This is a genomic window from Novosphingobium sp. 18050 (assembly GCF_902706195.1).
GTDB lineage: Bacteria > Pseudomonadota > Alphaproteobacteria > Sphingomonadales > Sphingomonadaceae > Novosphingobium.
Genome location: NZ_CACSJO010000025.1, coordinates 18,090 through 43,978 on the forward strand (window position 1 = coordinate 18,090; position 25,889 = coordinate 43,978).

The window sequence follows — 25,889 nt, forward strand, 5'->3', positions numbered from 1 at the left end:
CAGGGGAAAGGCTCAAGCGGCTTGTCCGCCGTTCGGCGTACCACCGGCGCGCCGGGCGGTTTCCTCGGCAGCGAGGTCCTTCTTCGACAGCTTGCCGATCATCGTCTTGGGCAACGATTCCCGGAACTCGATCGAGGACGGAATCTCGATCTTGTTAAGCCGCTCGCGCAGGAAGGCGAGCAAAGTTTCTTCGTTCAAGATATCCCCCGGATGCAATGCCACGAACGCTTTGGGGGACTGCCCCCTGTAGGCATCCGGCACGCCGATCACCGCCGCCTCCCAGACCATCGGATGCTCATAGAGCGCCTCTTCGATAATCCGGGGATAGACGTTGTAGCCCCCGCACAGGATCACGTCCTTGATCCTGTCGACCAGGAACAGATAGCCGTCCTCGTCGAGATAGCCAATGTCTCCCGTGCGAAGGGCGCCGTAAATGAGGGTCTTTTCGCTGTCTTCGGGGCGATTCCAGTAACCCTTCATGACCTGTGGGCCACGGGCGCAGACCTCACCCTTCTCGCCCGGTGGGCAGGTGCGGGTGGGCTCGTTCGGGTCGCGGATTTCCAGTTGGGTGCCGGGGAAGGCGGGGCCGCAGGAGTTGTCCTTGACCAGTCCTTCCAGCGGGTTGCAGGCGATGATCGGGCTTGCCTCCGAGAGGCCGTAGCCTTCCACCACACGGACGCCGGTCTTCTGTTCGAACTCGCGGCGCACTTCGAGGGGCAGGGGCGCGCCGCCAGAGATGCACACGCGCACGTTGTCGAATTCGCCGTGGAGTTGCTGGCTGTTAAGCGCGGTGTAGAGTGTGGGCACCCCGAAGAACTGTGTCGGCCTGGTGCGCTTGGCGGTGGCGAGAAAGGACTTCATCTCGAAGCGTGGCAGCAGGATCATCTCGGCGGCGGTGTCGACCGAGTAATGCAGTACGGTAGTCAGCGCGAAGACGTGGAACAGCGGCAGGACGCCCAGGGTGCGCTCCTGCTTGTCGGGCATATGGCCGACATGCGCGATCATCTGTGCCGAGTTGGCGGCAAGGTTGGCATGGCTGAGCATCGCGCCCTTGGGCACGCCGGTGGTGCCGCCGGTATATTGCAACACCGCAAGATCGTTCGGCGAACGCTCAACCGGGTCGAGCGGGGCATCGCGGGCGATGAGGTTCTCGAAGCGGGCATAGCGCAGGTCGTGGGGTTCGTGGGCGATGTCGGCGCGCTTGAACAGCAGGAAGGCGCGGCGCTTGAAGGCGGGTAGCACGTCGGCGAAAGCGCAGACGACGACGCGCTTGAGGCAGGTCTTGCCGACCAGCGGTTCCAGCTTGGGCAGGCACAGCGCGAGGTCGGTGGCGATCATCACCTCGCAGCCCGAATCCGTGACCTGATGGGCCATTTCGCGCTCTGTGTAGAGCGGGTTGAAGTTCACCACGACCGCGCCGATCCGCAGGATTGCGAAATAGCAGATCACGTAATACGGCGTATTGGGCAGGCACAATCCAACCCGCGTTCCCTTGACTACGCCAAGGTCCTGCAGCCCGCGAGCGGCGCGCCGGGAAAGCGCGCCGAGCTCGGCATAAGTCCACTTGCGGCCCATGAAATCCACTGCCGGCCAGGCGCCGTGAGCGTCCACGGCATGGTCGAGCAGGTCGGTCAGCAGACGCGGCGTGATCGGCGGCATCTCGTCCGCATGTTGGGTGGGAGTGGCGGGAGCGACCCCGCCGATCGTCGCCGCGTCATTCATCAGAAGGCCATCCTTGCACCGAGGGAGAAGACGAGAGCGGAGGCATTCTCGAGCGTGCCGTTGGTAATCACCGGAGTCTGGACCGGGGTCCCAGCATAGGCGGCCGTGATGCGGTCGATGCTGGCGTCCTTGAAGGTGATGTAGGATGCCGCCGCATCGATGGTGAACGCCTTGCTCATGGCGTAGCTGGTGCCGGCAGAGAAGTTCCAGCGGTTGCTGTCAGGCACGCGCGCATCGCGATTGCCGTTCTGGGTAGGGGTCTGGCCGCGCTGGAAGCCGGTGCGTACGGTCCACTGCGGGGTCACGTCGTAATCGAGGCCCATCGCCCAGGTCCAGGTGTTGCGGTAGTTTTCAGGGATCGCCGTGTTGAGCGGGGCGCCGACGTCGATCGTATCGAATTCGCTCCAGCCCATGCGCACGATCTGCCCGTTGAAGGTCAGCTTGGGGCTAAGCTGCGCGCGCACGCCGGCGATCGCCTGCCACGGCGTGCTAAACTGGGCGGTGGTGTTGATGACGGCGTTCTGTCCGGCGAGTGGACCCTGCAGGCCCTCGATGGTCACGGTGCCGTCCAGCTTGTGCTTGATCGCGGACTTGTAGGCGAAGCCCAGCGTGACCGGGCCTTCGTGGATCTGCACACCGGCCGACCAGCCCACGTCCCAGCCCTTGCCTTTCAGGTTCTGGTGCCCGTCCGGCAGCAGCGGCGAGAGATTGGGCAGGTAGTTACCGAGCGAGGCGTCGACATGCTCGATGTTGGCGGCGGCGCCCACGCGCAGCCAGTCGGTCACCGCGACGGCGACGCTGGGCTGGATGTCGAAAGTGCGCAGCTTGGTCTTGTCGGCGGAATAACGCGCCCAGCTGTCCGCATCGTAGTCGGTAGTGAATGAATAAGGTGCGGTTACCGAGAGGCCAACGGCCACTTTGCCGAAGCCGTAAGCCACGGCGCCTGAAGGCAGTACGCCGTTGTTGATCGGGTTCTTCGCACGCGGATCGCCGCCTACCGAGGCAGGGGGCTGGCCCGGGCGCACGATTACCGTGCCGTTATCGACCACGTCGCCGCGCGGGCGGATGAAGCTGGCGCGCACGGACGCTTCGCCGCCTTCGATGTCGGCGATCGAAGCAGGGTTCCACCATAGCGAATCGACGCCGGTATCGGCGGCCTCGCCGGAGAAGGCACGGCCCTGTCCGCGCACGGACTGCTCCTGAAGGTAGAAGGCCTGCGCATGGGCGGCTCCGGCATAGGCGAAGGCGATCAGACTGGTCGCGCTGGCCAGCAGGATGCGGCCGGACTTGGTATTCATGAGGTACTCTCCCAGTGGTGTCGGCCTTGCTCTAGCAATGACCGCATTGTCGGTAACGAAGCGGACCCTCACTTGATCCGGTTCCATGTCTGCGTCTTGCACAGCGGCCAGACGATGCAGCCCTTCAGCTTGAGGCTATCGGGGCCGGCGGGGGTGATCGTGGCCTTGTAGGTGCCGCCGTCCTCGGGATTGTAGATCGAGCCGCCGGTCCACACGCCGTCGTCCAGTTTGAAGCCGCCGACGATCTGCAGCCCCTTGAGCTTGCGGTCCCGCCTGGCGGTGTCCTTGTTGTTGATGTCCTTCAGTTCGGGGTTGGTCTTGATGTGGTCCGACGACATCAGCTTGCCGCAGATTGATCCGCCGCAGCGGGCAATCTCGACGACGCCGTTCTTGGAAGGCGTGCGCCAGGTTCCCAATACCGAGTCCGCATCTGCGGCCACGGCGGGAACCGAAAGACCGATCATGGCAATGGGGGCGGCTGCAACCAATGCCAGCATCAGGGGTTTCATCACGTGCATTTGAGCGACCTCTCCATCTCTCTACCCGTGTTCGCTTATGTGCCTGGATCCGCCCCTTTTCATGAAGGTGGCTGTTCGATCCCGACCGGAACAAGAATCGGTCTAACCCAAAATTTGCTTGACGTATAGGGAAAGAATTGCACCTTTAGGGAAGACGTTCACGAGGAACGAGGATCGTAACGGATTCGGTATCAACCGAGCCGGTCCGCCCATGGAGAGAATGCATGCAAAGCGTCGTGATTGCGGGATACGCCCGCTCGCCGTTTCACCTTGCTGGCAAGGGCGCACTTGCCCGCGTCCGCCCCGATGACCTCGCCGCGCAGGTGATTCGTGGGCTGATCGGCAAGACCGGCGTGGAGCCTGCCGATATCGAGGACATCATCGTCGGCTGCGCCTTCCCCGAAGGCGAGCAGGGCCTCAACGTGGCGCGCCTGATCGGCCTGCTTGCGGACTTGCCGATCTCGGTGGGCGGCATGACGGTGAACCGGTTCTGCGGATCGTCGATGAGCGCGATCCACATCGCCATGGGCCAGATCGCCATCGGTGCGGGCGAAGTGTTCGTCTGCGCCGGTGTCGAATCGATGAGCCGGGTGCCGATGATGGGCTTCAACCCGCTCCCCAACCCCGCGCTGGCGAAGAAGAGCGCCGCCTACATGGGCATGGGTGAGACGGCCGAGAACGTTGCCACCAAGTACCAGATTTCGCGCGGCGATCAGGAAGCGCTCGCGGTGGAGAGCCAGAACAAGGCCGCCTCTGCCCGCGCCGAGGGCCGCTTGAGCGACGAGATCGTGCCGATCGAAACCAAGGCCGGAACGGTGAGCGAGGACGGCACCATCCGCCCGGAAACCACTGCGGAAGGCCTTGCCGGGCTGAAGCCCGCTTTCGACGCGCAGGGTTCTGTCACGGCGGGCACGTCCTCGCCGCTTACCGATGGGGCCAGCGCGGTCCTCGTCACGACCGAGGACTATGCACGCGCCCACGGGCTGCCGATCCTTGCCCGTATCAAGTCGGTGGCGATCTCGGGCTGCGCGCCCGAGACGATGGGCCTCGGTCCGATCCTCTCCAGCCAGAAGGCGCTGGAGCGGGCCGGAATTTCCGCTGCCGACCTCGATGTGGTGGAACTGAACGAGGCTTTCGCCAGCCAGGCGCTTGCCTGCATCAAGGACCTGGGGCTGGACCGCGCCAAGGTGAACATCGACGGCGGCGCCATCGCCATCGGCCACCCGCTGGGCGCGACCGGCGCGCGCATCGTCGGCAAGGCGGCATCGCTGCTCAAGCGTGAGGGCGGCAAGTACGCGCTCGCCAGCCAGTGCATCGGCGGCGGGCAGGGCATCGCCACCGTTCTGGAGGCCGTGGAATGAGCGAAACTATCAAGAAAGTCTGTGTCATCGGGGCCGGCACCATGGGTGCCGGGATCGCCGCGCAGGTCGCCAATGCGGGCGTGCCGGTTCTGCTGCTCGACATCGTTCCCAAGGATGCCGGAAACCGCAACGCCATCGCCGAGGGCGCGGTGGCGAAGATGCTAAAGACCGAACCCGCCCCGTTCATGAGCAAGTCGGCCGCCAAGCTGGTCGAAACCGGCAATATCGAGGATCACCTTGAAAAGATCGCCGAATGCGACTGGGTGATCGAAGCCGTCATCGAACGCCTCGACATCAAGCAGGGTCTCTACGCGCGAATCGAGGCGGTGAAGCGTGACGGGACGGCGGTGTCGTCCAACACCTCGACGATCCCGCTCGGCCAGCTGGTCGAGGGGCGTTCGGCAGCGTTCCAGCGTGACTTCCTCATCACCCATTTCTTCAATCCGCCGCGCTACATGCGGCTGCTGGAGATCGTCACCGGACCTGCGACCGACACCGCCATCACCGCGAAAGTCGAACATTTCTCGGATGCCGCTCTGGGCAAGACGGTGGTGCGTGCCAACGATACGCCCGGCTTCATCGCCAATCGCATCGGCACCTACTGGATTCAGCTCGGCCTTAACGCCGCGTTCGACATGGGGCTTACCGTCGAGCTGGCCGATGCCATTGCCGGCAAGCCGATGGGCGTGCCCAAGACCGGGATTTTCGGCCTCGTCGACCTCGTCGGCATCGATCTCATGCCGCATCTGCAGGCCAGCCTGACCTCGACTTTGGCCAAGGACGATCCGTACCACGCGATCGCCCGGACCATGCCGCTGATCGAGAAGATGATCGGCGAGGGCTACACCGGCCGCAAGGGCAAGGGCGGTTTCTACCGCCTTAACAAGGAGATGGGTCGCCGCAAGGAAACCATCGACCTGGCGACCGGCGAATACCGTGAAACCATTCGCGCCTTCGGTCCTTCGGGCGCGGCGGGCAAGGGTGACCTTCGCGCTCTGGTCGAAACCAAAGGCAAGATCGGCGACTATGCCTGGGCCGTACTTGGCGGGACTCTGGCCTATGCGGCAGCCCTCGTGCCTTCGGCTGCGGGCGACGTGGTGGCGATCGATGATGCCATGAAGCTGGGCTACAACTGGAAGGCCGGGCCGTTCGAGATGATCGACAAGCTGGGCGCAGCCTGGCTGGCACAGCGCCTTGAATCCGAAGGGAAGCCTGTTCCCGAAATCCTCAAGGTGGCAGGTGATCGACCCTTCTACCGGATCGAAAACGGCAAGCGGCAGTACCTCGACCTTGACGGCACCTATCGTGACATCAAACGCCCCGAAGGTGTCTTGAAGCTCTCTGACATCAAGCTGGCCTCCAAGCCGCTGCTAAAGAACGGTTCCGCCGCGCTTTGGGACGTGGGTGACGGCGTTGTCGCCCTCGAATTCACCGGCAAGATGAATGCGCTGGACGGCGACGTCATGAAGCTCATCGTCGAGGCCATCCCTTTGGTAAAGGCGCAGTACAAGGCGCTCGTGGTATATAACGACGCCGACAGTTTCTCGGCCGGAGCGAATCTGGGCCTTGCCCTTTTCGCGCTCAACATCGCCGCATGGGGCGAAATCGAGAAGCTGATTGCGGGCGGCCAGATGGCTTACAAGGGCCTTAAATACGCGCCGTTCCCGGTTGTCGGCGCGCCTGCGGGGCTGGCGGTGGGCGGTGGGTGTGAAATCCTGCTCCACTGCGATGCGGTGCAGGCGCATGCCGAGCTATATATGGGCCTCGTCGAATGCGGCGTCGGCCTGATCCCCGGCTGGGGCGGCAACGGCGAGATGCTGGACCGCTGGCAGAAGAACAAGATGATGCCCAAGGGCCCGATGCCGGCCGTCGCAAAGGTGTTCGAGACGGTCTCCACTGCTTCGGTATCGCGCTCGGCGGCGCAGGCGAAAGAACTGCTGTTCCTGCGTCCCGACGACGGAGTCACCATGAACCGTGACCGCCTGCTTTACGACGCCAAGCAGAAGGCGCTTTCGCTGGTCGAAGGCTATGTCCCGCCCGAGGCCCCGCATTTCCGCCTGCCGGGTGCAAGCGGACGCACTGCACTGGGCGTGGCGGCGCAGGGCTTTCACAAGCAGGGCAAGGCGACCGACTACGACATGGTAGTCTCGGACGCTCTTGCTGCCGTGCTTTCGGGCGGCGAGGCAGACCTCGTCGACATCGTCAGCGAGGCCGAACTGCTCAAGCTGGAACGCGAGACGTTCATGCGGCTGGTGCGCGAACCGCGCTCGATCGCTCGTGTCGAGCACATGCTCGAAACCGGCAAGCCGCTGCGTAATTGATTAGTGACGGTGCGCAATCCAGCGCCTTTTTCGTCATTCCCGCGAAGGTGGGGATGACGAACCAGGGCGGTCAGAGATTGCCGCACCGATCCCGAGGAGAGTGAGAAATGCAGGTCTACGAAGCGCCCTTGCGCGACATGCGGTTCGTGATCCACGAACTCCACCAGGACGACGGTTTCGGTAACATCGAGGCTCTCGCCGAGTTTACCCCCGACCTTGTCGACGCGGTGCTGGAAGAAGCGGCCAAGGTGGCGACCGAGGTGCTGCTGCCCCTAAACCGCTCCGGCGACATCGAGGGGTGCACCCTCGAAAACGGCGTCGTGCGAACCCCCAAGGGCTTCAGGGAAGCCTACGAAATGTTCCGCGAAGGCGGCTGGTGTGCGCTGGCGTCGGACCCCGAATGGGGCGGGCAGGGCCTGCCCGAGACGGTCAACAAGATGACCGAGGAGATGATCTGCTCGGCCAACCTGTCGTTCAGCCTCTATCCGGGCCTGACCCACGGCGCGACTACCGCGATCGAGGGCTACGCAAGTGATGAACTCAAGGCATTCTACCTGCCCAAGATGGTCTCGGGCGACTGGTCGGGCACGATGTGCCTTACCGAGCCGCACTGCGGCACGGACCTTGGCATGCTGCGGACCAAGGCGGTGCCGCAGGAGGACGCGTCTTACAAGCTGACCGGCTCCAAGATCTTCATCTCGGCGGGCGAGCATGACCTGACCGAGAACATCGTCCACCTCGTTCTCGCGCGGCTTCCTGACGCGCCTGAGGGGGTAAAGGGCATCAGCCTGTTCATCGTGCCCAAGTACCTGCCCAAAGACGACGGCACTCCCGGTCCGTCAAACGGCGTGTCGGTGGCGGCGATCGAGCACAAGATGGGCCTCAAGGCTTCGGCTACCTGCCAGCTCAACTTCGACGATTCCACCGGCTGGCTGGTCGGCAAGCCCCACAAGGGGATGGAGGCCATGTTCACGATGATGAACACCGAGCGCGTCTCGGTGGGCGTGCAGGGGCTGGGCGTTGGCGAGGCGGCCTATCAGTCGGCCGTCTGGTACGCGAAGGACCGTCTTCAGGGCCGTTCGCTCTCAGGCGTTAAGAACCCCAAGGGACCGGCCGATCCGATCATCGTCCACCCGGACGTGCGCCGGATGCTGATGACGATGCGCGCATATAACGAAGGCTGCCGCGCGCTGGGCGGCTGGGTCAGCCGTGCGCTGGATGCCGAGCGGTACTCCACCGATCCCGAGGTTAAGCAGCGCGCCGCCGACTTCATCGCCCTGATGACGCCGGTGGTCAAAGCGCTGTTCACCGACCTCGGCTATGAGAATGCCAACCTCGCAGTGCAGGTCTATGGCGGCCACGGCTACATCGCCGAGAGCGGCGTGGAGCAATATGTGCGCGATGGCCGTATCGCCATGATCTATGAAGGCACCAACGGCATTCAGGCGCTCGACCTTGTGGGCCGCAAGCTGCCCGCGCACATGGGCCGCAACTTGCGCAGCTTCTTCCACCCGGTCTCGCAGTTCGTCGAGGCCAACAAGGGTGACGAGCAGTTCAAGCCGATGATCGAGGCGCTGGAAAAGGCCTTCGGGGCCCTCCAGCTCTCCACTGCGACGATTGCCCAGAAGGGTATGAAAGACCCGGAGGAAGCAGGCGCGGCGGCGACCGACTATCTGCGCCTGACGGGGCTGGTGGCGATGGCGTACTGTTTTGCGCAAAGCGCCCTGATCGCGCGGAACAAGCTGGCAGGGGGCACCGAAGAGGCCGGTTTCTACAAGGCCAAGCTGACGACCGCGCAGTTCTACTTCGATCGCATTTTGCCGCAGGCGACCACCGCGTTCCTTGCTATCAAGGCGGGCAAGGCGTCGATGATGGCGTTGGACGCAGAGTCATTCTGATCGGGCGGGGCGGTTCCGCCCCGCCTGTCTGCCAAGGCCCACCCTTCCCGCAAACGGAGGGGTGGGCCTTTCAGTTTCAGACCAGTTCCGGCTCCGGGCGCATCATCAGCCCTTCGGCCATGCGGTCCGCCACCACCGGCGGGGACAGGCCATCGCTTGCCGCCGCTTCGAGGATTTCGCGGGTGCGCGGGCCGATCTCCAGCACGCGGGCGCGGACCTGGTCGGCGCTTTCGCCCAGGTATTCGGCAGCGACGTTGATGATGCCGCCCGCGTTGACCACGTAGTCAGGCGCATAGGCGATGCCGCGCGCCAACAGCGCCTGTGCCACGTGCGGTGCGGCGAGCTGGTTGTTGGCCGCACCGCATACCACGCCCGCGCGCAGCGCAGCCACGGTCGCATCGTTCAGCGCGCCGCCCAGCGCACAAGGCGCGAAGACCTGCGCATCGACGTCGGCGATAGCCTCGATCGGCACGATATGCGCGCCCGTTTCCTCGGCAACGTTGGCGCAGCGCAGGGGATCGATATCGGCGATGACGAGCTGTGCGCCCTCCGCCGCGAGCAGGCGGGCGAGGCCGGCGCCGACGTTACCCACGCCCAGCACCGCGACGGTCACGCCCGAGAGCGAACTGCCGAAACGGAAAGCGACCGCCTCCTTCATTGCCTCGAACACGCCCAGTGCCGTCCATGGCGAAGGATCGCCCCCGGCAAGTCCTGGCAGCGCGGTGCGTCCGGCGACGTGGCGGGTATGGCGCGCGACGCATTCCATGTCGGAGACGCCGGTGCCCACGTCTTCCGCAGTGACGTAGCGGCCGCCCAGCTTTTCGACTGCGAGACCGAATGCCTCGAACAGGGCGGTGCGGTCGAACTCGCCTTCCGGACGGCGCAGCACGGCCTTGCCGCCGCCTAAGGGCAGGCGGGCCATAGCGTTCTTGTAGCTCATACCCTCGGCAAGGCGGAAAGCATCGGCCATGGCTTCGGCCGAATCCGGGTAGGACCAGAAGCGGCAGCCACCCGCCGCAGGACCGCGCGCCGTCGAGTGGATCGCAATCACACCGTCGAGGCCGGCCTTCTCGTCCAACAGGCGAACATATTCCATCGGCGGCATCATGCGGTGGGTCTGGGCAATCATGCGAGGCTCCTGAGTGAGCTTTGATAAGGCCCTTATTGTGCCAAGATTACACAGCGAAATTTGACCTCATTTCGAGCCCTTGTGGCAAAATTGAACAAGACCTGTTCTGCATTGGCATGGTAAGAGGTTAAAATGACCGATCTTGATCCCTACGAGAGAAAAATTCTCCGAGAATTACAGCGCGACGCGAGTCAGACGACGGCGCAGATCGCCGAGCGCGTGGGCTTGTCCTCCTCACCCTGCTGGCGGCGCATCGACCGGCTGGAGCGCGAGGGGTTCATCCAGCGCCGCGTTGCCATCGTCGACCGCCACAAGGTGGGCCTGAATGCCCATGTCTTTGCGCAAGTGAAGCTCAACGCGCATGGCCGCGCCAACCTCGACGAGTTCGCCGCCAAGATCCGCGAATTTCCCGAGGTGCTGGACTGTTATGTGCTGCTGGGCTCGGTGGATTTCATGATCCGCGTGGTTGCGGAAGATATCAGTGCTTACGAGCGCTTCTTTTTCGAGAAGCTGTCGCAGCTTCCCGGAGTGCAGGAAATTACCTCGACCGTGGCACTGTCCGAGATCAAGGCGACGACGGCGCTGCCGATCTGAGGAGGGCCTGCTGACGGAACGGTTGTGATCGGCCGATGGCTCGCCCATAACCCCTGGCAACTGGTAGCCGGGGGAACATGATGGCCGAAAGTCCGACGATCGATGCCGTCCCGCCCAAGCCTGCGCTTACCGACGCCATGCGCCTGCGCGCCATCTTCGCAGGATCGGCGGGCAATCTCATCGAATGGTACGACTTTTACGTCTACGCCTTCACTGCGCTTTACTTTTCCTCCGAGTTCTTCCCTGAAAGCGACAGGCTGGTGCAGCTCATGGCCACCAGCGGCATCTTCGCGATAGGCTTTCTGATGCGGCCTTTCGGTGGGTGGTTCTTCGGCCGCTATGCCGACCGCAAGGGACGGCAGGCGGCGATGGTGGTCTCGGTGCTGATGATGGGCGCGGGCGCACTGCTGATCGCCGTTCTGCCGACTTATGCACGGATCGGCGTGGCTGCTCCGGCGCTGCTGCTGGTGGGGCGGATGCTTCAGGGCTTTTCCACCGGCGGGCAATACGGCACCGCAGCCACTTACCTGAGCGAGATCGCCGGGCCTGCGCGGCGCGGCTTCTGGTCCTCGTTCCAGTACGTGACGTTGATCGGCGGACAGCTTTGCGCGACGCTGGTTATCCTGATCCTCCAGCAATTGCTGGGCGAGGACGGGATGAAGGCGTGGGGCTGGCGGATCGCCTTTCTGATCGGCGCAGTGGCGGCGGGCTGCATCATCCTGCTTCGCGATCACATGCACGAAACCGCCAGCAGTGCAGACCGTGAAGGCGCGCAGGCCGGCAGCATCGTCGAACTGTTCCGCCATTCGACCCGCCCGTTCCTGATCGTCGCGGCGTTGACGGCGGGCGGCAGCCTGATGTTCTATTCCTTCACCACCTACATGCAGAAGTTTCTGGTGCTGACCGTTGGCATGTCCAAGGAAACCGCGACACTGCTGATGACGGCGGTGCTGATCGTGTTCATGGCACAGCAGCCGCTGATGGGCCTGCTGTCCGACCGGATAGGGCGACGCACCAACATGATCGTCTTTGCCGTGTTGGGCGCGGTGTGCATCGTACCTCTGTTCAGTACGCTGGCCACGGCGCAGAGCCCTGTCATGGCTTTCGTGCTGATCGTGGCCGGACTGACAATCTGCAGTTTTTACACGTCGATCAGCGGGCTGTTCAAGGCGGAGCTGTTCCCCGTCCATGTTCGCGCGCTGGGCGTGGGCCTGGCTTACGGCGTGTCCAATGCCATATTCGGCGGTACGGCGGAGTATTTCGCACTCCGCTTCAAGGAAGCCGGACTGGAGCACGGGTTTTACTGGTACGTCTCGGCGTTCTGCGTGGTCTCGCTGGTCGCCGCGCTGATGCTGCCCGATACGCGGCGGGACAATCCGCTCGACCGCTGAAGAACTATATTTCTGGATGCATAGAACTACGCGCAGTGATGAGCATTGCTCAACGCCGCGTGCAATCCCCATGCCATGGCAAGCCGCAACCAAAGCGCGCACAATGGGTTAAAGGGCACATCTGGGCCGCGCTCTGGGCAAGCAGGGGGCGGTTTACCGCGCTCGGTCCCGATAAAGGAACATCACCATGACGCAAGGATGCGGAGCCATCTCCAGGCGCGACGTTCTCAAGACAAGTGCGGCCGGTGCCGCCATCGCCGGTTCTCTGGGAACCGGCAGCGTCGCTCTTGCGCAGGCGGATGCGAGCGCGCCCCCCACCGCTGCAGTGCGTATGAAGGTCAATGGCAAGCAGACTTCGCTGACGCTGGACACCCGCACCACGCTGCTCGACACCCTGCGCGAGCATCTGAAGCTGACGGGCACCAAGAAGGGCTGCGACCATGGCCAGTGCGGGGCCTGCACTGTCATCGTCAACGGCCGCCGCATCAATTCCTGTCTGACGCTGGCGGTGATGCACGAAGGCGACGAGGTCACCACGATCGAGGGCCTCGGCACCGTGGGGGACCTGCACCCGATGCAGGCCGCCTTCGTCGAGCATGACGGCTATCAGTGCGGCTACTGCACGCCCGGCCAGATATGTTCGGCCGTCGCGGTGCTGGAGGAAATCAGGGCCGGGATTCCCAGCCACGTCACCGAGGATATTGGCGCGGCGCCCGGTATGACCACGTTGGAAATGCGCGAGCGGATGAGCGGCAACATCTGCCGCTGCGGCGCTTATTCGAACATTGCCGAAGCCATGGCGCAAGTAGCAGGGGTGGAAGCATGAGGCCCTTTACCTACGAGCGGGCCACCAGCGCACAGGACGCCGCCGCCAAGGCCGCAGCCATGCCCGGTGCCCGTTTCATCGCGGGCGGCACCAATCTGCTCGACCTGATGAAGCTGGAGATCGAGACTCCGGGGCATCTGATCGACGTCAATGGCCTGGGCATGGACCAGATAGTGGAGACGCCGGAAGGGGGGCTGCGCATCGGGGCTCTGGTGCGCAACACCGATCTTGCCGCTGACAGGCGCGTTCGCAAGGATTACGGCGTGCTGACCCGCGCGCTGGTTGCCGGTGCTTCCGGCCAGCTGCGCAACAAGGCGACGACGGCGGGCAACCTGCTGCAACGCACGCGCTGCCCCTATTTCTACGACGTCAACATGCCCTGCAACAAGCGCAAACCCGGTTCGGGCTGCGGCGCGATCGGCGGCTTTTCCCGTCAGCTTGGCGTCATCGGCACCAGCGAGGCCTGCATCGCCACGCATCCCAGCGACATGGCGGTAGCGATGCGCGTGCTGGATGCCAGCGTCGAGACGATGCGCCCGGACGGCACCACCCGCGCAATCCCCATTGCCGAGTTCCACAAGCTGCCCGGCCAGACCCCGCAGACCGAAACCGCGCTGGAAAAGGGCGAACTGATCATCTCGGTCGCTTTGCCTAAGCCGACCGGCGGCACCCACATCTACCGCAAGGTTCGCGACCGTGCGTCCTACGCCTTCGCGCTGGTATCGGTGGCGGCGGTGATCGGCCGGGACGGGAAGGGCGCCGTCGCCCTCGGCGGTGTCGCGCCGAAACCGTGGCGGGTCGAAGAAGCCGACGCGCTGCTGTCAAAGGGCGCGCAGGCCGTCTCCGACCGCCTATTCGCTGACGCCACCCCGCGCGAGGACAATGCGTTCAAGATCATGCTGGCGAAGCGCACCATCGCTTCCGTCATCGCTGAGGCCAAGGGCTAAGGAACCGGACGCATGAAGTTCGATACACCCGCAGGAATGAACCCGATCGACCGCCTGACCGTGGTCGGCAAGCCCACGCCGCGCATCGACGGCCCGCTCAAAGTCAGCGGCGGCGCGCCTTACGCTTACGAACACCACGACGTTCCGGGCAAGCCGGCCTATGGCTACGTGCTGGGAGCGGCGGTGGCCAAGGGCACGATCCGCTCTATCGATACCGCCCGCGCGCAGAGGGCGCCGGGCGTGCTGGCGGTGGTCACGCACCGCAATGCCGGCAAGCTGGGCAAGGGCAAGATGAACACCGCGAAGCTGCTCGCGGGGCCGGACGTCCAGCATTATCATCAGGCCGTGGCCGTGGTCGTCGCCGAGACGTTCGAGCAGGCGCGCTGCGCTGCTGGCATGATCGATATCGATTACGCGCGCAGCGACGGGGCCTTCGATCTGGTCGCCGCCAAGGCGGGAGCCAAGGAACAGGGCGGCAGTGACGCGCCGACTGCCGTGGGTGATTTCGAGGGCGCTTTCGCATCTTCCCCGGTCCAGCTCGACCAGAACTATACCACCCCGGACCAGAGCCACGCCATGATGGAGCCGATGGCCACCATCGCGGCATGGGACGGCGACAAGCTGACCGTCTGGACATCGAACCAGATGGTCAACTGGGGCTTGAAGGATCTGGCCGCGACGCTGCAGGTGCCGATCGAAAACGTGCGCCTGATCTCGCCCTATATCGGCGGCGGTTTCGGGGGGAAGCTGTTCCTGCGTTCGGATGCACTGATGGCCTCGCTCGGCGCGCGGGCGGCGAAGCGGCCCGTCAAGGTGGCGCTGCAGCGGCCGCTGATGGCAAACAACGCGACCCATCGCCCCTCGACGATCCAGCGCATTCGCCTTGGCTGCGGCAAGGACGGCAAGATCGCCGCTATCGGCCATGAAAGCTGGTCGGGCGATCTGGAAGGCGGCGGCCTTGAAGTGGCGGTGCAGCAGACCAAGCTGCTCTATGCCGGGGCCAACCGCATGACCGCGATGCGTCTTGCCGTGCTCGACCTGCCGGAAGCCAACGCCATGCGCGCGCCGGGCGAGGCGCCCGGCCTGATGGCGCTGGAAATCGCCATGGACGAAATGGCCGAGAAGCTGGGCATGGACCCGGTCGCCTTCCGCGTGCTGAACGATACGCAGGTCGACCCCGAAAAGCCCGAGCGCCCGTTCTCCCAGCGCAACCTCGTGCGCTGCCTTCAGGACGGCGCGGAGCGTTTCGGCTGGAGCCGCCGCAAGGCGCCCGGCCAGGTGCGCGACGGGCGCTGGCTGGTCGGCATGGGCGTGGCGGCGGCGTTCCGCAACAACCTCAACATGAAGTCGGGCGCGCGGGTGCGGCTGAATGGGCAGGGCACCGTCACCGTCGAGACCGACATGACCGATATCGGCACCGGCACTTACACCATCATGGCGCAGACCGCGGCAGAGATGCTGGGCGTGCCGCTGGCCAAGGTGGTGGTGAAGCTGGGTGACAGTTCGTTCCCGGTTTCCGCCGGGTCAGGCGGTCAGTGGGGCGCGAACAGTTCCACCGCCGGGCTTTATGCTGCCTGTGTCAAGCTGCGCGAGGCGATCGTCGAGAAACTGGGCTTCGGTCCCGGCGAGGCGTTGTTCGAAGGCGGGCAGGTCCACGTCGGCAACCGCTCGGCGGACATCGCCCGGGCCGCAAAGTCGGGTGAAATCGTCGCCGAGGATTCGATCGAGTTCGGGGATCTCGGCAAGAAGTTCCAGCAGTCCACTTTCGGCGCGCACTTCGTGGAGGCGGCGGTTGATCGCTATACCGGCGAGGCACGCGTGCGCCGGATGCTCGCGGTCTGCGCGGCAGGTCGCATCCTCAACCCCACGTCGGCGCGCAGCCAGGTGATCGGCGCGATGACCATGGGCGTGGGCGGCGCGCTGATGGAGGAACTGGCGGTCGACAAGCGCTTCGGCTTCTTCGTCAACCACGACCTCGCAGGTTACGAAGTGCCGGTCCACGCCGACATCCCGCATCAGGAAGTGATTTTCATCGACGAGGCGGACGACAAGGTATCGCCGATGAAGGCCAAGGGCGTGGGTGAACTGGGCCTCTGCGGCGTCGGCGCGGCAGTCGCGAACGCGATCTACAACGCAACCGGCGTGCGGGTACGCGATTATCCGATCACCCTCGACAAATATCTCGACCGGCTCGGCGAAGTGGCCTGATCGCCGCTGACGCGCTAAAAGGAAAAGGGTCGCCGTCCGGCGGCCCTTTTCACAGTACCGGGACAATCCGCAGATGCCGTTCAGGCGCGCCGACCTTGCCGATCTCAGCTACTTCCTCGCCATCGCGCGGCACCGCAATTTCCGCAAGGCTGCGACCGAACTGGGCGTGAGCGCCTCGGCGCTCAGCCATTCGCTACGCGGGCTCGAGGAGCGGCTGAAAGTGCGGCTGGTCAACCGCACCAACCGTTCGGTTACGCTGACGGCGGCAGGGGAGGATCTCGAACAGTCGATCCGCGAGCCCTTCGCCGCAATTCACGACGCCGAGGACCGGCTCAACTTCCACCGCGATGCACCGACCGGCCGTGTGCGCATCAACGTGCCGGACGATGCGGCGACGCAGCTTCTGGCGCCAATCCTGCCCGAATTCGTCGCGCGCTATCCCGATGTCGAACTCGACATATGCGTAGATAACGCGATGATCGACGTGACGCAGGAGGGCTTCGATGCCGGCATCCGTTTCGGCGGCACCGTGCCGGAGGACATGATCGCGCAGCGTCTCTCGGCCGATTTCAACTGGGTCATAGCCGGCTCCCCGGCGTACTTCGAGAGCCGGGGTGAGCCGCGCCGCCCGGAGGATCTGATGCGACACCAGTGCATCCGCATCCGGCTGGGCAACGACCGCATATACAAATGGGAGTTCGAGCGCGGCGAGGAAGCGCTGGTGTTCGACGTGCCGGGCGGAGTGACGGTCAACAACGGCAGCGCCAGCCGTTCGATGGCCTTGCGCGGGCTGGGGCTGATCTACATCGCCGAGGAGGGCATTGCCGACCTTGTCGCCTTGGGTCGCCTGCGCGTGGTGCTGGCGGATTGGGCCTCGCCGGGGCCGGGGTACTTCATCTATTATTCGAGCCGCCGCCAGGTTCCGCGCGGCTTGCGGCTGCTGGTAGATCTGATTCGCGAGCTGAAACCGCTGGGACTGTAGCATGCGTGTGGGATGGTCTTGCGCCGTCGGGACGGTAGGTCTTATGTTTGCAATTAAGTCTCATTAGCCATGGAAATGTTCGAGCCTGGGGCTATCTAGGGCTCCAGACCCAAAGGAGACCAGAGTCATGGAAACCCGCCGCGAGTCCGACAGCATCGGTGAAATCGACGTCCCCGCATCCGCCTACTGGGGCGCGCAGACGCAGCGAAGCATCGAGAATTTCCCGTTCGGTCCCTCCGAGCGGATGCCCATCGCGATCGTCCACGCCATGGCGCTGGTCAAACAGGCGGCCGCGCGCGTCAACCGCAAGCACGGGCTGGACGCCAGCCTGGCCGATGCGATCGAGGCAGCTGCGGCCGAAGTCGTGGCCGGCAAACTGGACGACCAGTTCCCGCTAGTGATCTGGCAGACCGGCAGCGGAACCCAGACCAACATGAACCTCAACGAGGTCATCGCCGGCCGCGCCAACGAGATGCTGGCGGGAACGCGGGGCGGCAAGTCTCCGGTGCATCCCAACGACCACGTCAACAAGGGGCAGTCGTCGAACGACAGCTTCCCCACCGCGCTTCACGTTGCAGCAGCGCGGGCTGTCACGGATACGCTGTACCCCGCACTCGACACGCTGTTCGGCGTGCTCGATGCCAAGGCGAAGGCCTGGGCGGATATCGTCAAGATCGGCCGCACCCACCTGCAGGACGCCACGCCGGTGACGCTCGGCCAGGAATTCTCCGGCTATGCGCATCAGGTCTACCGCTGCCGCAAGCGCATCGAGCCTGCCGTCTCGCATGGTATGACCGCGTTGGCCCAGGGCGGCACGGCAGTTGGCACCGGGCTCAATTCTTCACCCGGTTTCGATGTGGACTTCGCCGAGGAAATGTCGCGCCTGACGGGCCTTGCGTTCCGGCCGGCCGAGAACAAGTTTGAGGCGCTGGCCTCCAACGATCCGCTGGTGCATCTTTCCTCGACGCTGGCGACGCTGGCAGTGGCGCTGACCAAGATCGCCAACGACATCCGCTGGCTAGGTTCCGGCCCGCGCTCAGGCCTTGGCGAACTCGATCTTCCAGCGAACGAGCCAGGCAGCTCGATCATGCCGGGCAAGGTCAATCCCACCCAGTGCGAAATGCTGACGATGGTCTCCGCGCAGGTCATCGGTAACCATCAGGCGGCGACCATCGGCGGCCTGCAGGGCGCGTTCGAGCTGAACGTGTTCAAGCCGCTGATCGGAGCGGCGGTGATGCGTTCGATCGACCTGCTTTCGGTCGGCATGGTCAGCTTCGCGGAGCGCTGCGTAGAGGGTATCGAGCCCAACCGCGCGCGGATCGCCGAACTGCTCGACCGTTCGCTGATGCTGGTGACGGCGCTGGCGCCCGAAATCGGCTACGACAACGCCGCCAAGATCGCCAAGCATGCCCACACCAAGGGGCAGACCCTCAAGGAGGCCGCGCTGGAGCTGGGTCTGGTGGACGAAGCGACCTTCGACCGGGTGGTGCGCCCTGAAACGATGATCTGATACCTTGCACTTCCTATGAAGAGAAAGGAGTGCTCCAATTTTTGCAACGATCCGTTCCGATCATTGCGTTTGATCGATAGGGGGTGAGCGGGCAGGAAAGAAGCGTTACACCGCTATTTCCTGCCGCGCCAACCGATCGTGAGACAATGGCCGAAACCCCCGCCGCGCCCGTCAGTGCCGCAGTTCCCCTGAGTGCCGCGGAAGTTGCCGCTGCTGCCGCCGCGCGCGGCTTGCCGATCCTGCCCGATTGCGAGGCCGGCGTCGTCACGAACCTTGCCTTGCTGGCACGCCATGCTCGCACGATGCGGGGCGAAGCGGCATGACGGGGCCGGACATGCCCATCCGCGAAATCGCCGCCGCCGTGCGCGAAGGGCGACTGAGCGCCCGCGTTCTCGTCGAGCAGGTGTTCGCTGGGCTGGTGGAGGCAGACCGCACGCTGATCGCCGTTACCCGCATCCTGCACGACCGCGCCCGCGCCGAGGCCGCTGCCATTGACGCGATGGTCGCAGCCGGGCGCGATCCCGGACCGCTGGCGGGCGTGCCCTACGGTGTGAAGGATCTGTTCGACCTGGCCGGACTGCCCACCACCGCCGGGTCCACGCTCTATGCGGACGCCGCGCCTGCGCTCGCCGATGCCGAGGCCGTCGTGCGCCTCAAGGCTGCCGGTGCCATTGTGGTCGCTACGCTCAACATGGACGAATTCGCCTACGGCTTTGCGACTATCAATGCTGCTTACGGCACCACCCGCAATCCCCACGACCCCTCGCGGCTGGCCGGTGGTTCCTCTGGCGGATCGGCGGCGGTGGTCGCGGCGGGTCTGCTGCCTTTCTCGCTCGGGTCCGACACCAACGGGTCGGTGCGCGTGCCCGCCAGTCTGACAGGCATCTACGGCCTCAAACCGAGCAATGGGGATCTGCCGCTTGGCGGCGTATTCCCGTTTGCCAAGAGCTTCGACGATGTCGGCCCCTTCACCCGCTCGGTGGACGACATGGCGCTGGTCTGGGAAGTGCTGACGGGCCGCAGCGCCGGGGCGCCGGGCCGCAGGATGCGCGTGGCCCGCCTCGGCGGCCGTTTCCGTGAAAACGCGGACTCCGACCAGCTTGCCGCCATCGATGCCATCGCGCCCTATGCTCCGCTGATCGAACTGCCCGAGATTGCCCGCGCCCGCTCGGCCGCGTTCCTCATCACCGCTTATGAGGGCGGTGCCCTCCACCGCGAAGCACTGGCCGAAAACGCCATGGCCTTCGACCCGCAGGTGCGCGACCGACTCCTTGCGGGAGCCTTGCTGCCTGATGCTCTCTATGCGGAGGCGCAGGCCTTCCGCACCGCCTACCGCGCCCGCATCGAGGCGCTGGTGGCAGACTATGACGTGCTGCTGGCCCCGGCGACGCCGACGACAGCGCCGCTGGTGGACGATCCGCACATCCTGATCGATGGCGTGCTCAGCCCGGCGCGCGCAGATCTCGGCATTCATACCCAGCCGATCAGCTTCACCGGATTGCCGTCGCTGGCGGTTCCGCTCTACCGTCCGGGCAAGCTGCCCATCGGCCTCCAACTGATCGGTGGACCGGGGCACGAGGCGGACCTGTTCGCCTTTGCCGCCGCGTTGGAGCACCAGGAGGTGACCGGCTTTTCGGCGCCGGCGAATGAAATGGCGTCCGCCGTCCCTCCCATGCAGGGGGAGCCGATCCCCTGAGACCGGGATAGGAAGCGAGACAGGAATTGCATCCCGATCCGATACGGACGGGGTGAACATGAACAAGCATCGAAGCTGCGGGGGCGGCAAGTTTCAGGCATTTTCACCGCTCGGCGCGGTGTTGGGGGCATAGCGTGACGCAGACACAAACTATTGACGGCGGGCCGGGTGGATCCGACATCCCGGAGGCCGCGCCTTCGGGCAAGCTCGACCGCTATTTCTCGCTCACCGCGCGCGGCACCAATGCGCGTACCGAAGTGCTGGCGGGGGTGACCACCTTCCTCACCATGGCCTACGTGGTGCTGGTCAATCCGGCGATCCTGGGCAGTGCCGGAATGCCGGTCGCGTCGGTGGCGGCAGCGACTTGTTTCGCGGCAGCCTTTGCTTCGATCCTGATGGGCTTCGTCGCCAATGTGCCGCTGGCGCTGGCGCCGGGCATGGGCCTGAACGCCTATTTCAGCTTCACCGTCGTCCAGCAGATGGGCGTGCCCTGGCCGGTGGCGCTGGGCTGCGTGTTCCTATCCGGCATTGCCTTCCTGTTGTTGACCCTGACCGGCGTGCGCCAGCTCATCGTGTCGGCCATTCCGCAATACCTCTTCGCAGCGGTGGCGGGCGGCATCGGCCTGTTCATCGGCTTCATCGGCCTCAAGGGTGCCGGCATCGTCGTCGCCAATCCGGCGACATTCGTGGCGCTGGGCGACTTGAAGACGCCCGGGGCGGGTCTGGCGCTGTTCGGTCTCGTCGTGATCGGTGCGCTGAGCGTGTGGAACGTGCGCGGGGCAATGCTGGTCGGCATCGTCGCCACCACGCTGGTCGGCTGGCTGGCCGGGATGGTGACCGTCAGCCCGGAACCCTATTCGCTAGATGCGCTGACCGGCACGGCCTTCCAGCTGGATATTGGCGGCGTGTTCGGCCTGTCCGGCAAGCAGGGGCTCGGCCTTCTTGAAATCCTCTTCGTGTTTCTCTTTGTGGACCTGTTCGACAATATCGGAACGCTCGTCGCTGTCACCAAGCGGGCAGGGCTTATGGACGCAGCCGGCCGTATCCCGCGCCTCAATCGCATCCTCATCACCGATGCCGCCGCCACCATCGTCGGTTCGATGGCAGGCACCAGCACCGTCACCTCCTACGTCGAGAGCGCGGCGGGCGTGCAGGCGGGCGGCCGCACCGGCCTTACCGCCGTCGTCACCGGCCTGCTGTTTCTGGCGACGATGTTCGTCGCGCCTTATGCGCAGGTGATCCCGCTGGCGGCGACCGCGCCCGCGCTCATTATCGTCGGCGGTCTCATGCTGCTGCCGCTGACCGAAGTGGAGTGGGAAGACCCGCTTTCGGCGATCCCGGCGTTTCTGACCGTGGCGATGATCCCGCTGACGTTCTCGATCGCGAACGGCCTTGCCTTCGGTATCACCGCCCATGCCATCCTCAAGATCGTGCGCGGCACGATCCGCAAGAGCGACGGTTTCCTGCTGGTTCTGGCCCTGCTGTTCGTGGTCCGCTTCGTCTGGATGGGAGCCGCCTGATGTTGAAGTATGCCCTGACCGCCGCGGCCTTCACGCTGGCCGCCGCTCCGGCAATCGCCGACGAACGGCTGGACATTACGCCGCGTACCTTGGTGATGACCGCCTACCAGCCTGAGTGGAACGCGCTCGTCCACGCCGTGACCGAGGGCAGGGAATACCAGCTCAACGGCATGACCTACATGACCGGCATGATGGAAGGTAAGCCGATCCTGCTCATGCAGAGCGGCGTGTCGATAGTGAATGCGGCGATGAACACGCAGCTTGTGATCGACAGGTTCACCGTCAAGCGCATCGTCTTTTCCGGTATCGCCGGCGGCGTCGACCCCGGCCTTTCGATCGGGGACGTGATCGTGCTGGAGGATTGGGGCCAGTATCTGGAGGTCAACTTTGCGCGTAAGGCAGGCAAGAAGGGTTGGAAGTCGCCCGAGGCAGTCGCTCCCGAGGCGCCGGGCAACTGGAACTTCATCTTCCCGCGCGGGGTCAGCGTGGCCAACGCCGCCACGCCGATGAAGCGCATCTTCAGGTTTCCGATGGACGCAGGCCTGCTCGATCTCGCCCGCAAGGTCGCGCCCACGGTGGACATGGAACGCTGCGTGCCGCCATCGCCCAGCCAGCTTCCCGATACCGAACTGTGCCTGAAGAAGGCGCCCAAGGTCGTCGTCGGCGGCACCGGCGTCAGCGCGGGCGTCTATGCCGACAACGCTGAATTCCGCGAATATCTCTTCAAGGCCTGGCACGCCCGCGTGCTCGACATGGAGAGCGGGGCGGTGGCGCAGGTCGCCTATGCTAACCAGGTGCCGACGATCGTGTTTCGCTCGCTTTCCGACCTTGCCGGGGGCGACAGGCACAAGAACATGGAAGACACGTACGAGCATCTCGCCGCCGTGAACTCCGCCCACGTCGTGCGCGCATTCGTTGCCGCGCTTCCCGATTGAGGCTGCTGGAATGAAAACCGTAACCGCCGAAAACGGCATCGTCACCGCGCCGCACTACCTCGCGGCGCAGGCCGGGCGCGATGTGCTGGCTGATGGCGGCAATGCCGTCGAAGCCTGCGTCGCGGTCGCGGCGACGCTGGCCGTCGTCTACCCGCATATGACCGGGATCGGCGGCGACGGATTCTGGCTGATCCGCGAGCCGGATGGCCTTGTCCATTCGATCCACGGCTGCGGCGGAGCGGCGGCAAAGGCGGACCTTTCGCTCTACACCGGGCTGGCCGCAGTGCCCACGCGCGGGCCGCTGGCGGCGAACACGGTCGCGGGTACGATCTCGGGCTGGGCGGCGGCGCTGACAGGGGACGGCTGCACTTTGCCGCTGGACCGCCTGCTGCGCGATGCGATCAGCCACGCCGAAACGGGCGTGTCGGTGACGGCGGGCAGCGCCGGCATCGCGAGTGCCAAGGGCGGCGAACTGCGCGGTCAACCCGGCATCTATGCGCAGGTGTTCGAGCCTGAGGGCAAGCCGCTGGCCGAAGGCGACGTGCTGCGCCAGCCGCTGCTGGCGGCAACCTTGCGCAAGCTGGCGGCGAACGGTCTGGACGATTATTACCGCGGCGAACTGGCGCAGTTGATCGCGCAGGACCTTGCCGCGCTGGGCAGTCCGGTGTCGCTGGCGGACCTGAATGCCCATGCCGCCAGCCGCCCCGATCCGCTGCACACCGCCATCACCGGCGCGGCGCTCTACAATGCAACCCCGCCGACGCAGGGCTTTGCCGCGCTGATGATCCTGGCGCTGTTCGACCGTCTCAAGGCCGATGCGCCGGACACCTTCGATCACGTCCACGGCCTGATCGAGGCGACCAAGCAGGCGTTCCTGCTGCGCGACGTCCACGTCGGCGATCCGGCCTATGCCGACTTCGATTTCCAGGGTCTGCTCTCCGATCCGGCGGCGCTGGACGAACTGGCCTCTCGCATCGACCCCGCCAAGGCGCTTGCCTGGCCGCAGCCGCCGCAGTGGGGGGATACCTGCTGGTTCGGCGCTGCGGATAGCGAAGGGAGGGTGGTGTCCTGTATCCAGTCCACCTACTTCGAGTTCGGTTCCGGGCTGGTCCTGCCGCAGACCGGTATCACCTGGCAGAACCGGGGCAGCTCTTTCAGCCTCTCGGAAGGCGGCTGGAATGCGCTGAAGCCCGGCCGCAAGCCTTTTCATACGCTCAATCCGGCGCTCGCGGTGTTCGAGGACGGCCGCATCATGGCCTATGGCACCATGGGCGGAGAGGGGCAGCCGCAGACGCAGGCCGCGCTGTTCAGCCGCTACGCCCGCTTCGGCGTGGACCTGCAGGAGGCCATCAGCGCCCCGCGCTGGCTGCTCGGCCGGACCTGGGGAGAACAATCGACCACCCTGAAGCTGGAGGACGGCTTCGACGAGGGGCTTTACGCGGCCCTTGCCGAGGCTGGCCATGACGTCGAGCGCGTGGGTCCGCTGACGGCGACGATGGGCCATGCGGGCGCCTTGGTGCGCCTTGCCGATGGCGGGTTCGAAGGCGCTACCGATCCGCGCAGCGACGGGGGAGTGCTGGGATGGTGACATTTCGGCCAAGCGCGGTGCTGGGCGGCAGGGGCTTCGACAGGCTCAGCTTGAGCGGGTTTTGCAGGGCATCGTTCTCGGCTTTGCTCGAGCTTAGAGGGAATGGGAACACTGCCCTTCCTACCCAGCTCAGGCTGAGCCTGTCGAAGCCCCTGCGCACAGGCGCACGGCTATGATCGCCGCAGACCTCCAACCCGGCGGCACACGCGCCGTCGCCCGCTGCGATGCGCTGGGCGCCCCGCCCTATTCCGACATGGAAGGCGGATTGTTTCGCGGCTACCTGACGCCCGCCTACGCAGCCTCGCAGGAGGCGCTGGCCGGTTGGATGGAAGCCGCTGGCATGACCGTGCGCCGGGATGCCGCCGCCAACCTCATTGGCCGGTATGAAGGCCGCCTTGCCGATGCCCCGGCGCTGGTGATCGGCAGCCATCTCGATTCGGTGCGAGATGCGGGCTGCTACGACGGGCCGCTCGGCGTGATGCTGGGAATCGAGGCGGTCGCCGCGCTCCACCAGCAGGGCCGAAGGATGCCGTTCCCGATCGAGGTCTATGCGTTCGGCGATGAGGAAGGCTCGCGCTTTCCTGCCGCGATGCTGACCACGCGCGCGGTTGCCGGAACGCTGGACCCCGCCGCGCTGGACGTGGCGGACGCCGAGGGCATCACCCTCGCGCAGGCATTGCCTTGCGTGGCGGACTATCTCGATGCCCGGCGCGATCCCGCCGCCACGCTGGCCTACCTCGAAGCGCATATCGAACAGGGCCCGGTGCTGGAGGCGGATGGTCTCGCAGTCGGCACCGTCACCGGCATCGCCGCGCAGCTGCGGTACGCCGTCACCGTCAAGGGCATGGCGGGCCACGCCGGCACCACCGCGATGCGCCTGCGCCGCGATCCGCTTGCCGGGGCGGCGGCGATGATACTTGCCGTTGAGCAGCTTGCGCGGGGTGACAACTCGGACGTTGTCGCCACGGTCGGCACGATCGAGGCGCTGCCCGGCGCAGCCAATGTCATTCCGGGCGAAGTCCACTTCACCATCGACGTGCGATCAGGGTCGGAAAACCGGCGCAATGCCGTGGCCGAGGCGATCCTTGCCCGCCTGCGCGAAATTGCCACGGCGCGCGCGCTGGAGCTAGACACCGCGCTTGTCCACGACCTTGCCGCCAGCCCCTGCGCGCCCGCGCTCATGGATATCATGGACGAGGCGCTCGTCGCTGCCGGGCAGCCGGTGCGCCGCCTCGTTTCGGGCGCCGGGCACGATGCCATGGTGATGGCGTCGCTGTGCCCCACCGCCATGCTGTTCATCCGCTGCACGGGCGGCATCAGCCACAACCCCGCCGAACATGTCGAGCCTGCCGATGTCGAAATCGCGCTTCAGGTCATGCTCGGCTTCATAGATCGCCTTGGAGATTCCTTTGCCGCCTGAACTGGACCCCCTCGCACTCGGCCAG

At 65.2% G+C, this 25,889-nt stretch carries 20 protein-coding genes; 16 read left to right on the forward strand and 4 right to left on the reverse strand.

All coding sequences use genetic code 11. The annotated features are described in order from the left end of the window. Nucleotides 1-12 precede the first annotated feature (12 nt). From GVL61_RS19575 to GVL61_RS19585, 3 genes are all read right to left on the reverse strand, one after another. Nucleotides 13-1,722, reverse strand: a complete 1,710-nt coding sequence (locus GVL61_RS19575; RefSeq protein WP_159982342.1) for a long-chain fatty acid--CoA ligase — start codon at nt 1,720-1,722, stop codon at nt 13-15. Further along, a complete protein-coding gene (locus GVL61_RS19580) occupies nt 1,722-3,020 on the reverse strand; it encodes an OmpP1/FadL family transporter (protein ID WP_159982343.1) in 1,299 nt (432 codons plus the stop codon). Before GVL61_RS19580 ends, GVL61_RS19575 begins: the two co-directional genes overlap by 1 nt. 68 nt (nt 3,021-3,088) lie before the next feature. After that, nucleotides 3,089-3,538: a DUF2147 domain-containing protein gene (locus GVL61_RS19585; RefSeq protein WP_159982344.1), complete on the reverse strand. Its 450-nt coding sequence runs from the start codon at nt 3,536-3,538 to the stop codon at nt 3,089-3,091. Between the two features lie 224 nt (nt 3,539-3,762). Between GVL61_RS19585 and GVL61_RS19590 the strand changes: the two genes are divergently transcribed. The 3 genes from GVL61_RS19590 (at nt 3,763) to GVL61_RS19600 (ending at nt 9,118) form a co-directional block, all read left to right on the forward strand. Then, nucleotides 3,763-4,899, forward strand: a complete 1,137-nt coding sequence (locus tag GVL61_RS19590; protein WP_159982345.1) for a thiolase family protein — start codon at nt 3,763-3,765, stop codon at nt 4,897-4,899. Continuing rightward, a complete protein-coding gene (locus GVL61_RS19595; protein WP_159982346.1) occupies nt 4,896-7,220 on the forward strand; it encodes a 3-hydroxyacyl-CoA dehydrogenase/enoyl-CoA hydratase family protein in 2,325 nt (774 codons plus the stop codon). Before GVL61_RS19590 ends, GVL61_RS19595 begins: the two co-directional genes overlap by 4 nt. Before the next feature lie 107 nt (nt 7,221-7,327). Further along, nucleotides 7,328-9,118, forward strand: a complete 1,791-nt coding sequence (locus GVL61_RS19600) for an acyl-CoA dehydrogenase C-terminal domain-containing protein (protein ID WP_159982347.1) — start codon at nt 7,328-7,330, stop codon at nt 9,116-9,118. Nucleotides 9,119-9,194: 76 nt separating this feature from the next. Here the strand turns inward: GVL61_RS19600 and GVL61_RS19605 are convergent, their stop codons facing one another. After that, on the reverse strand, nt 9,195-10,247 hold the full coding sequence (locus tag GVL61_RS19605; RefSeq protein WP_159982348.1) for a Glu/Leu/Phe/Val dehydrogenase dimerization domain-containing protein: 1,053 nt from the start codon (nt 10,245-10,247) through the stop codon (nt 9,195-9,197). Between the two features lie 132 nt (nt 10,248-10,379). On the opposite strand from GVL61_RS19605, the gene GVL61_RS19610 reads away from it, so the two are divergent. From GVL61_RS19610 to GVL61_RS19670, 13 genes are all read left to right on the forward strand, one after another. After that, complete coding sequence (locus GVL61_RS19610; protein ID WP_159982349.1) at nt 10,380-10,841, forward strand: Lrp/AsnC family transcriptional regulator; 462 nt, start codon at nt 10,380-10,382, stop codon at nt 10,839-10,841. A gap of 80 nt (nt 10,842-10,921) precedes the next feature. Continuing rightward, nucleotides 10,922-12,232 (forward strand): MFS transporter, encoded by a 1,311-nt coding sequence (locus GVL61_RS19615; RefSeq protein WP_200844759.1) that lies wholly within the window; start codon nt 10,922-10,924, stop codon nt 12,230-12,232. A gap of 187 nt (nt 12,233-12,419) precedes the next feature. Next, nucleotides 12,420-13,058, forward strand: coding sequence for an aldehyde dehydrogenase iron-sulfur subunit PaoA (gene paoA, locus GVL61_RS19620; RefSeq protein WP_159982351.1), 639 nt, complete (start codon nt 12,420-12,422; stop codon nt 13,056-13,058). Next, on the forward strand, nt 13,055-14,005 hold the full coding sequence (locus GVL61_RS19625) for a xanthine dehydrogenase family protein subunit M (RefSeq protein ID WP_159982352.1): 951 nt from the start codon (nt 13,055-13,057) through the stop codon (nt 14,003-14,005). The genes paoA and GVL61_RS19625 overlap by 4 nt, the downstream gene beginning before the upstream one ends. A 12-nt stretch (nt 14,006-14,017) precedes the next feature. After that, the gene (paoC, locus tag GVL61_RS19630) at nt 14,018-16,213 is read left to right on the forward strand and encodes an aldehyde oxidoreductase molybdenum-binding subunit PaoC (RefSeq protein ID WP_159982353.1); all 2,196 of its coding nucleotides are present in this window, start codon (nt 14,018-14,020) and stop codon (nt 16,211-16,213) included. Nucleotides 16,214-16,286: 73 nt separating this feature from the next. Then, entirely contained in the window at nt 16,287-17,195 is a 909-nt protein-coding gene (locus GVL61_RS19635; protein ID WP_159982354.1) for a LysR family transcriptional regulator, read from the forward strand. A gap of 127 nt (nt 17,196-17,322) precedes the next feature. Then, on the forward strand, nt 17,323-18,705 hold the full coding sequence (gene fumC / locus GVL61_RS19640; RefSeq protein ID WP_159982355.1) for a class II fumarate hydratase: 1,383 nt from the start codon (nt 17,323-17,325) through the stop codon (nt 18,703-18,705). Nucleotides 18,706-18,851: 146 nt separating this feature from the next. Continuing rightward, complete coding sequence (locus GVL61_RS19645) at nt 18,852-19,028, forward strand: DUF4089 domain-containing protein (protein ID WP_159982356.1); 177 nt, start codon at nt 18,852-18,854, stop codon at nt 19,026-19,028. Nucleotides 19,029-19,039: 11 nt separating this feature from the next. Further along, the gene (locus GVL61_RS19650) at nt 19,040-20,401 is read left to right on the forward strand and encodes an AtzE family amidohydrolase (protein WP_235037809.1); all 1,362 of its coding nucleotides are present in this window, start codon (nt 19,040-19,042) and stop codon (nt 20,399-20,401) included. Between the two features lie 179 nt (nt 20,402-20,580). Continuing rightward, nucleotides 20,581-21,921 (forward strand): NCS2 family permease, encoded by a 1,341-nt coding sequence (locus GVL61_RS19655; protein ID WP_200844764.1) that lies wholly within the window; start codon nt 20,581-20,583, stop codon nt 21,919-21,921. Beyond that, entirely contained in the window at nt 21,921-22,856 is a 936-nt protein-coding gene (locus tag GVL61_RS19660) for a 5'-methylthioadenosine/S-adenosylhomocysteine nucleosidase (RefSeq protein WP_159982358.1), read from the forward strand. The genes GVL61_RS19655 and GVL61_RS19660 overlap by 1 nt, the downstream gene beginning before the upstream one ends. A gap of 10 nt (nt 22,857-22,866) precedes the next feature. Continuing rightward, entirely contained in the window at nt 22,867-24,444 is a 1,578-nt protein-coding gene (locus tag GVL61_RS19665) for a gamma-glutamyltransferase family protein (protein WP_159982359.1), read from the forward strand. Between the two features lie 172 nt (nt 24,445-24,616). Then, entirely contained in the window at nt 24,617-25,864 is a 1,248-nt protein-coding gene (locus GVL61_RS19670; protein WP_159982360.1) for an allantoate amidohydrolase, read from the forward strand. Nucleotides 25,865-25,889 lie beyond the last annotated feature (25 nt).

Excerpts from the sequence above, each read along its gene's own strand:
- GVL61_RS19665 (WP_159982359.1), top strand. The coding sequence starts at position 22,867 with ATGAAAACCGTAACCGCCGAAAACGGCATCGTCACCGCGCCGCACTAC.
- GVL61_RS19605 (WP_159982348.1), bottom strand. The coding sequence starts at position 10,247 with ATGATTGCCCAGACCCACCGCATGATGCCGCCGATGGAATATGTTCGC.
- GVL61_RS19595 (WP_159982346.1), top strand. The coding sequence starts at position 4,896 with ATGAGCGAAACTATCAAGAAAGTCTGTGTCATCGGGGCCGGCACCATG.
- GVL61_RS19585 (WP_159982344.1), bottom strand. The coding sequence starts at position 3,538 with ATGCACGTGATGAAACCCCTGATGCTGGCATTGGTTGCAGCCGCCCCC.
- GVL61_RS19610 (WP_159982349.1), top strand. The coding sequence starts at position 10,380 with ATGACCGATCTTGATCCCTACGAGAGAAAAATTCTCCGAGAATTACAG.
- GVL61_RS19575 (WP_159982342.1), bottom strand. The coding sequence starts at position 1,722 with ATGAATGACGCGGCGACGATCGGCGGGGTCGCTCCCGCCACTCCCACC.
- GVL61_RS19625 (WP_159982352.1), top strand. The coding sequence starts at position 13,055 with ATGAGGCCCTTTACCTACGAGCGGGCCACCAGCGCACAGGACGCCGCC.
- GVL61_RS19580 (WP_159982343.1), bottom strand. The coding sequence starts at position 3,020 with ATGAATACCAAGTCCGGCCGCATCCTGCTGGCCAGCGCGACCAGTCTG.
- fumC (WP_159982355.1), top strand. The coding sequence starts at position 17,323 with ATGGAAACCCGCCGCGAGTCCGACAGCATCGGTGAAATCGACGTCCCC.
- GVL61_RS19660 (WP_159982358.1), top strand. The coding sequence starts at position 21,921 with ATGTTGAAGTATGCCCTGACCGCCGCGGCCTTCACGCTGGCCGCCGCT.
- GVL61_RS19635 (WP_159982354.1), top strand. The coding sequence starts at position 16,287 with ATGCCGTTCAGGCGCGCCGACCTTGCCGATCTCAGCTACTTCCTCGCC.
- paoC (WP_159982353.1), top strand. The coding sequence starts at position 14,018 with ATGAAGTTCGATACACCCGCAGGAATGAACCCGATCGACCGCCTGACC.
- GVL61_RS19600 (WP_159982347.1), top strand. The coding sequence starts at position 7,328 with ATGCAGGTCTACGAAGCGCCCTTGCGCGACATGCGGTTCGTGATCCAC.
- GVL61_RS19645 (WP_159982356.1), top strand. The coding sequence starts at position 18,852 with ATGGCCGAAACCCCCGCCGCGCCCGTCAGTGCCGCAGTTCCCCTGAGT.
- GVL61_RS19615 (WP_200844759.1), top strand. The coding sequence starts at position 10,922 with ATGGCCGAAAGTCCGACGATCGATGCCGTCCCGCCCAAGCCTGCGCTT.
- GVL61_RS19590 (WP_159982345.1), top strand. The coding sequence starts at position 3,763 with ATGCAAAGCGTCGTGATTGCGGGATACGCCCGCTCGCCGTTTCACCTT.
- paoA (WP_159982351.1), top strand. The coding sequence starts at position 12,420 with ATGACGCAAGGATGCGGAGCCATCTCCAGGCGCGACGTTCTCAAGACA.
- GVL61_RS19650 (WP_235037809.1), top strand. The coding sequence starts at position 19,040 with ATGCCCATCCGCGAAATCGCCGCCGCCGTGCGCGAAGGGCGACTGAGC.
- GVL61_RS19670 (WP_159982360.1), top strand. The coding sequence starts at position 24,617 with ATGATCGCCGCAGACCTCCAACCCGGCGGCACACGCGCCGTCGCCCGC.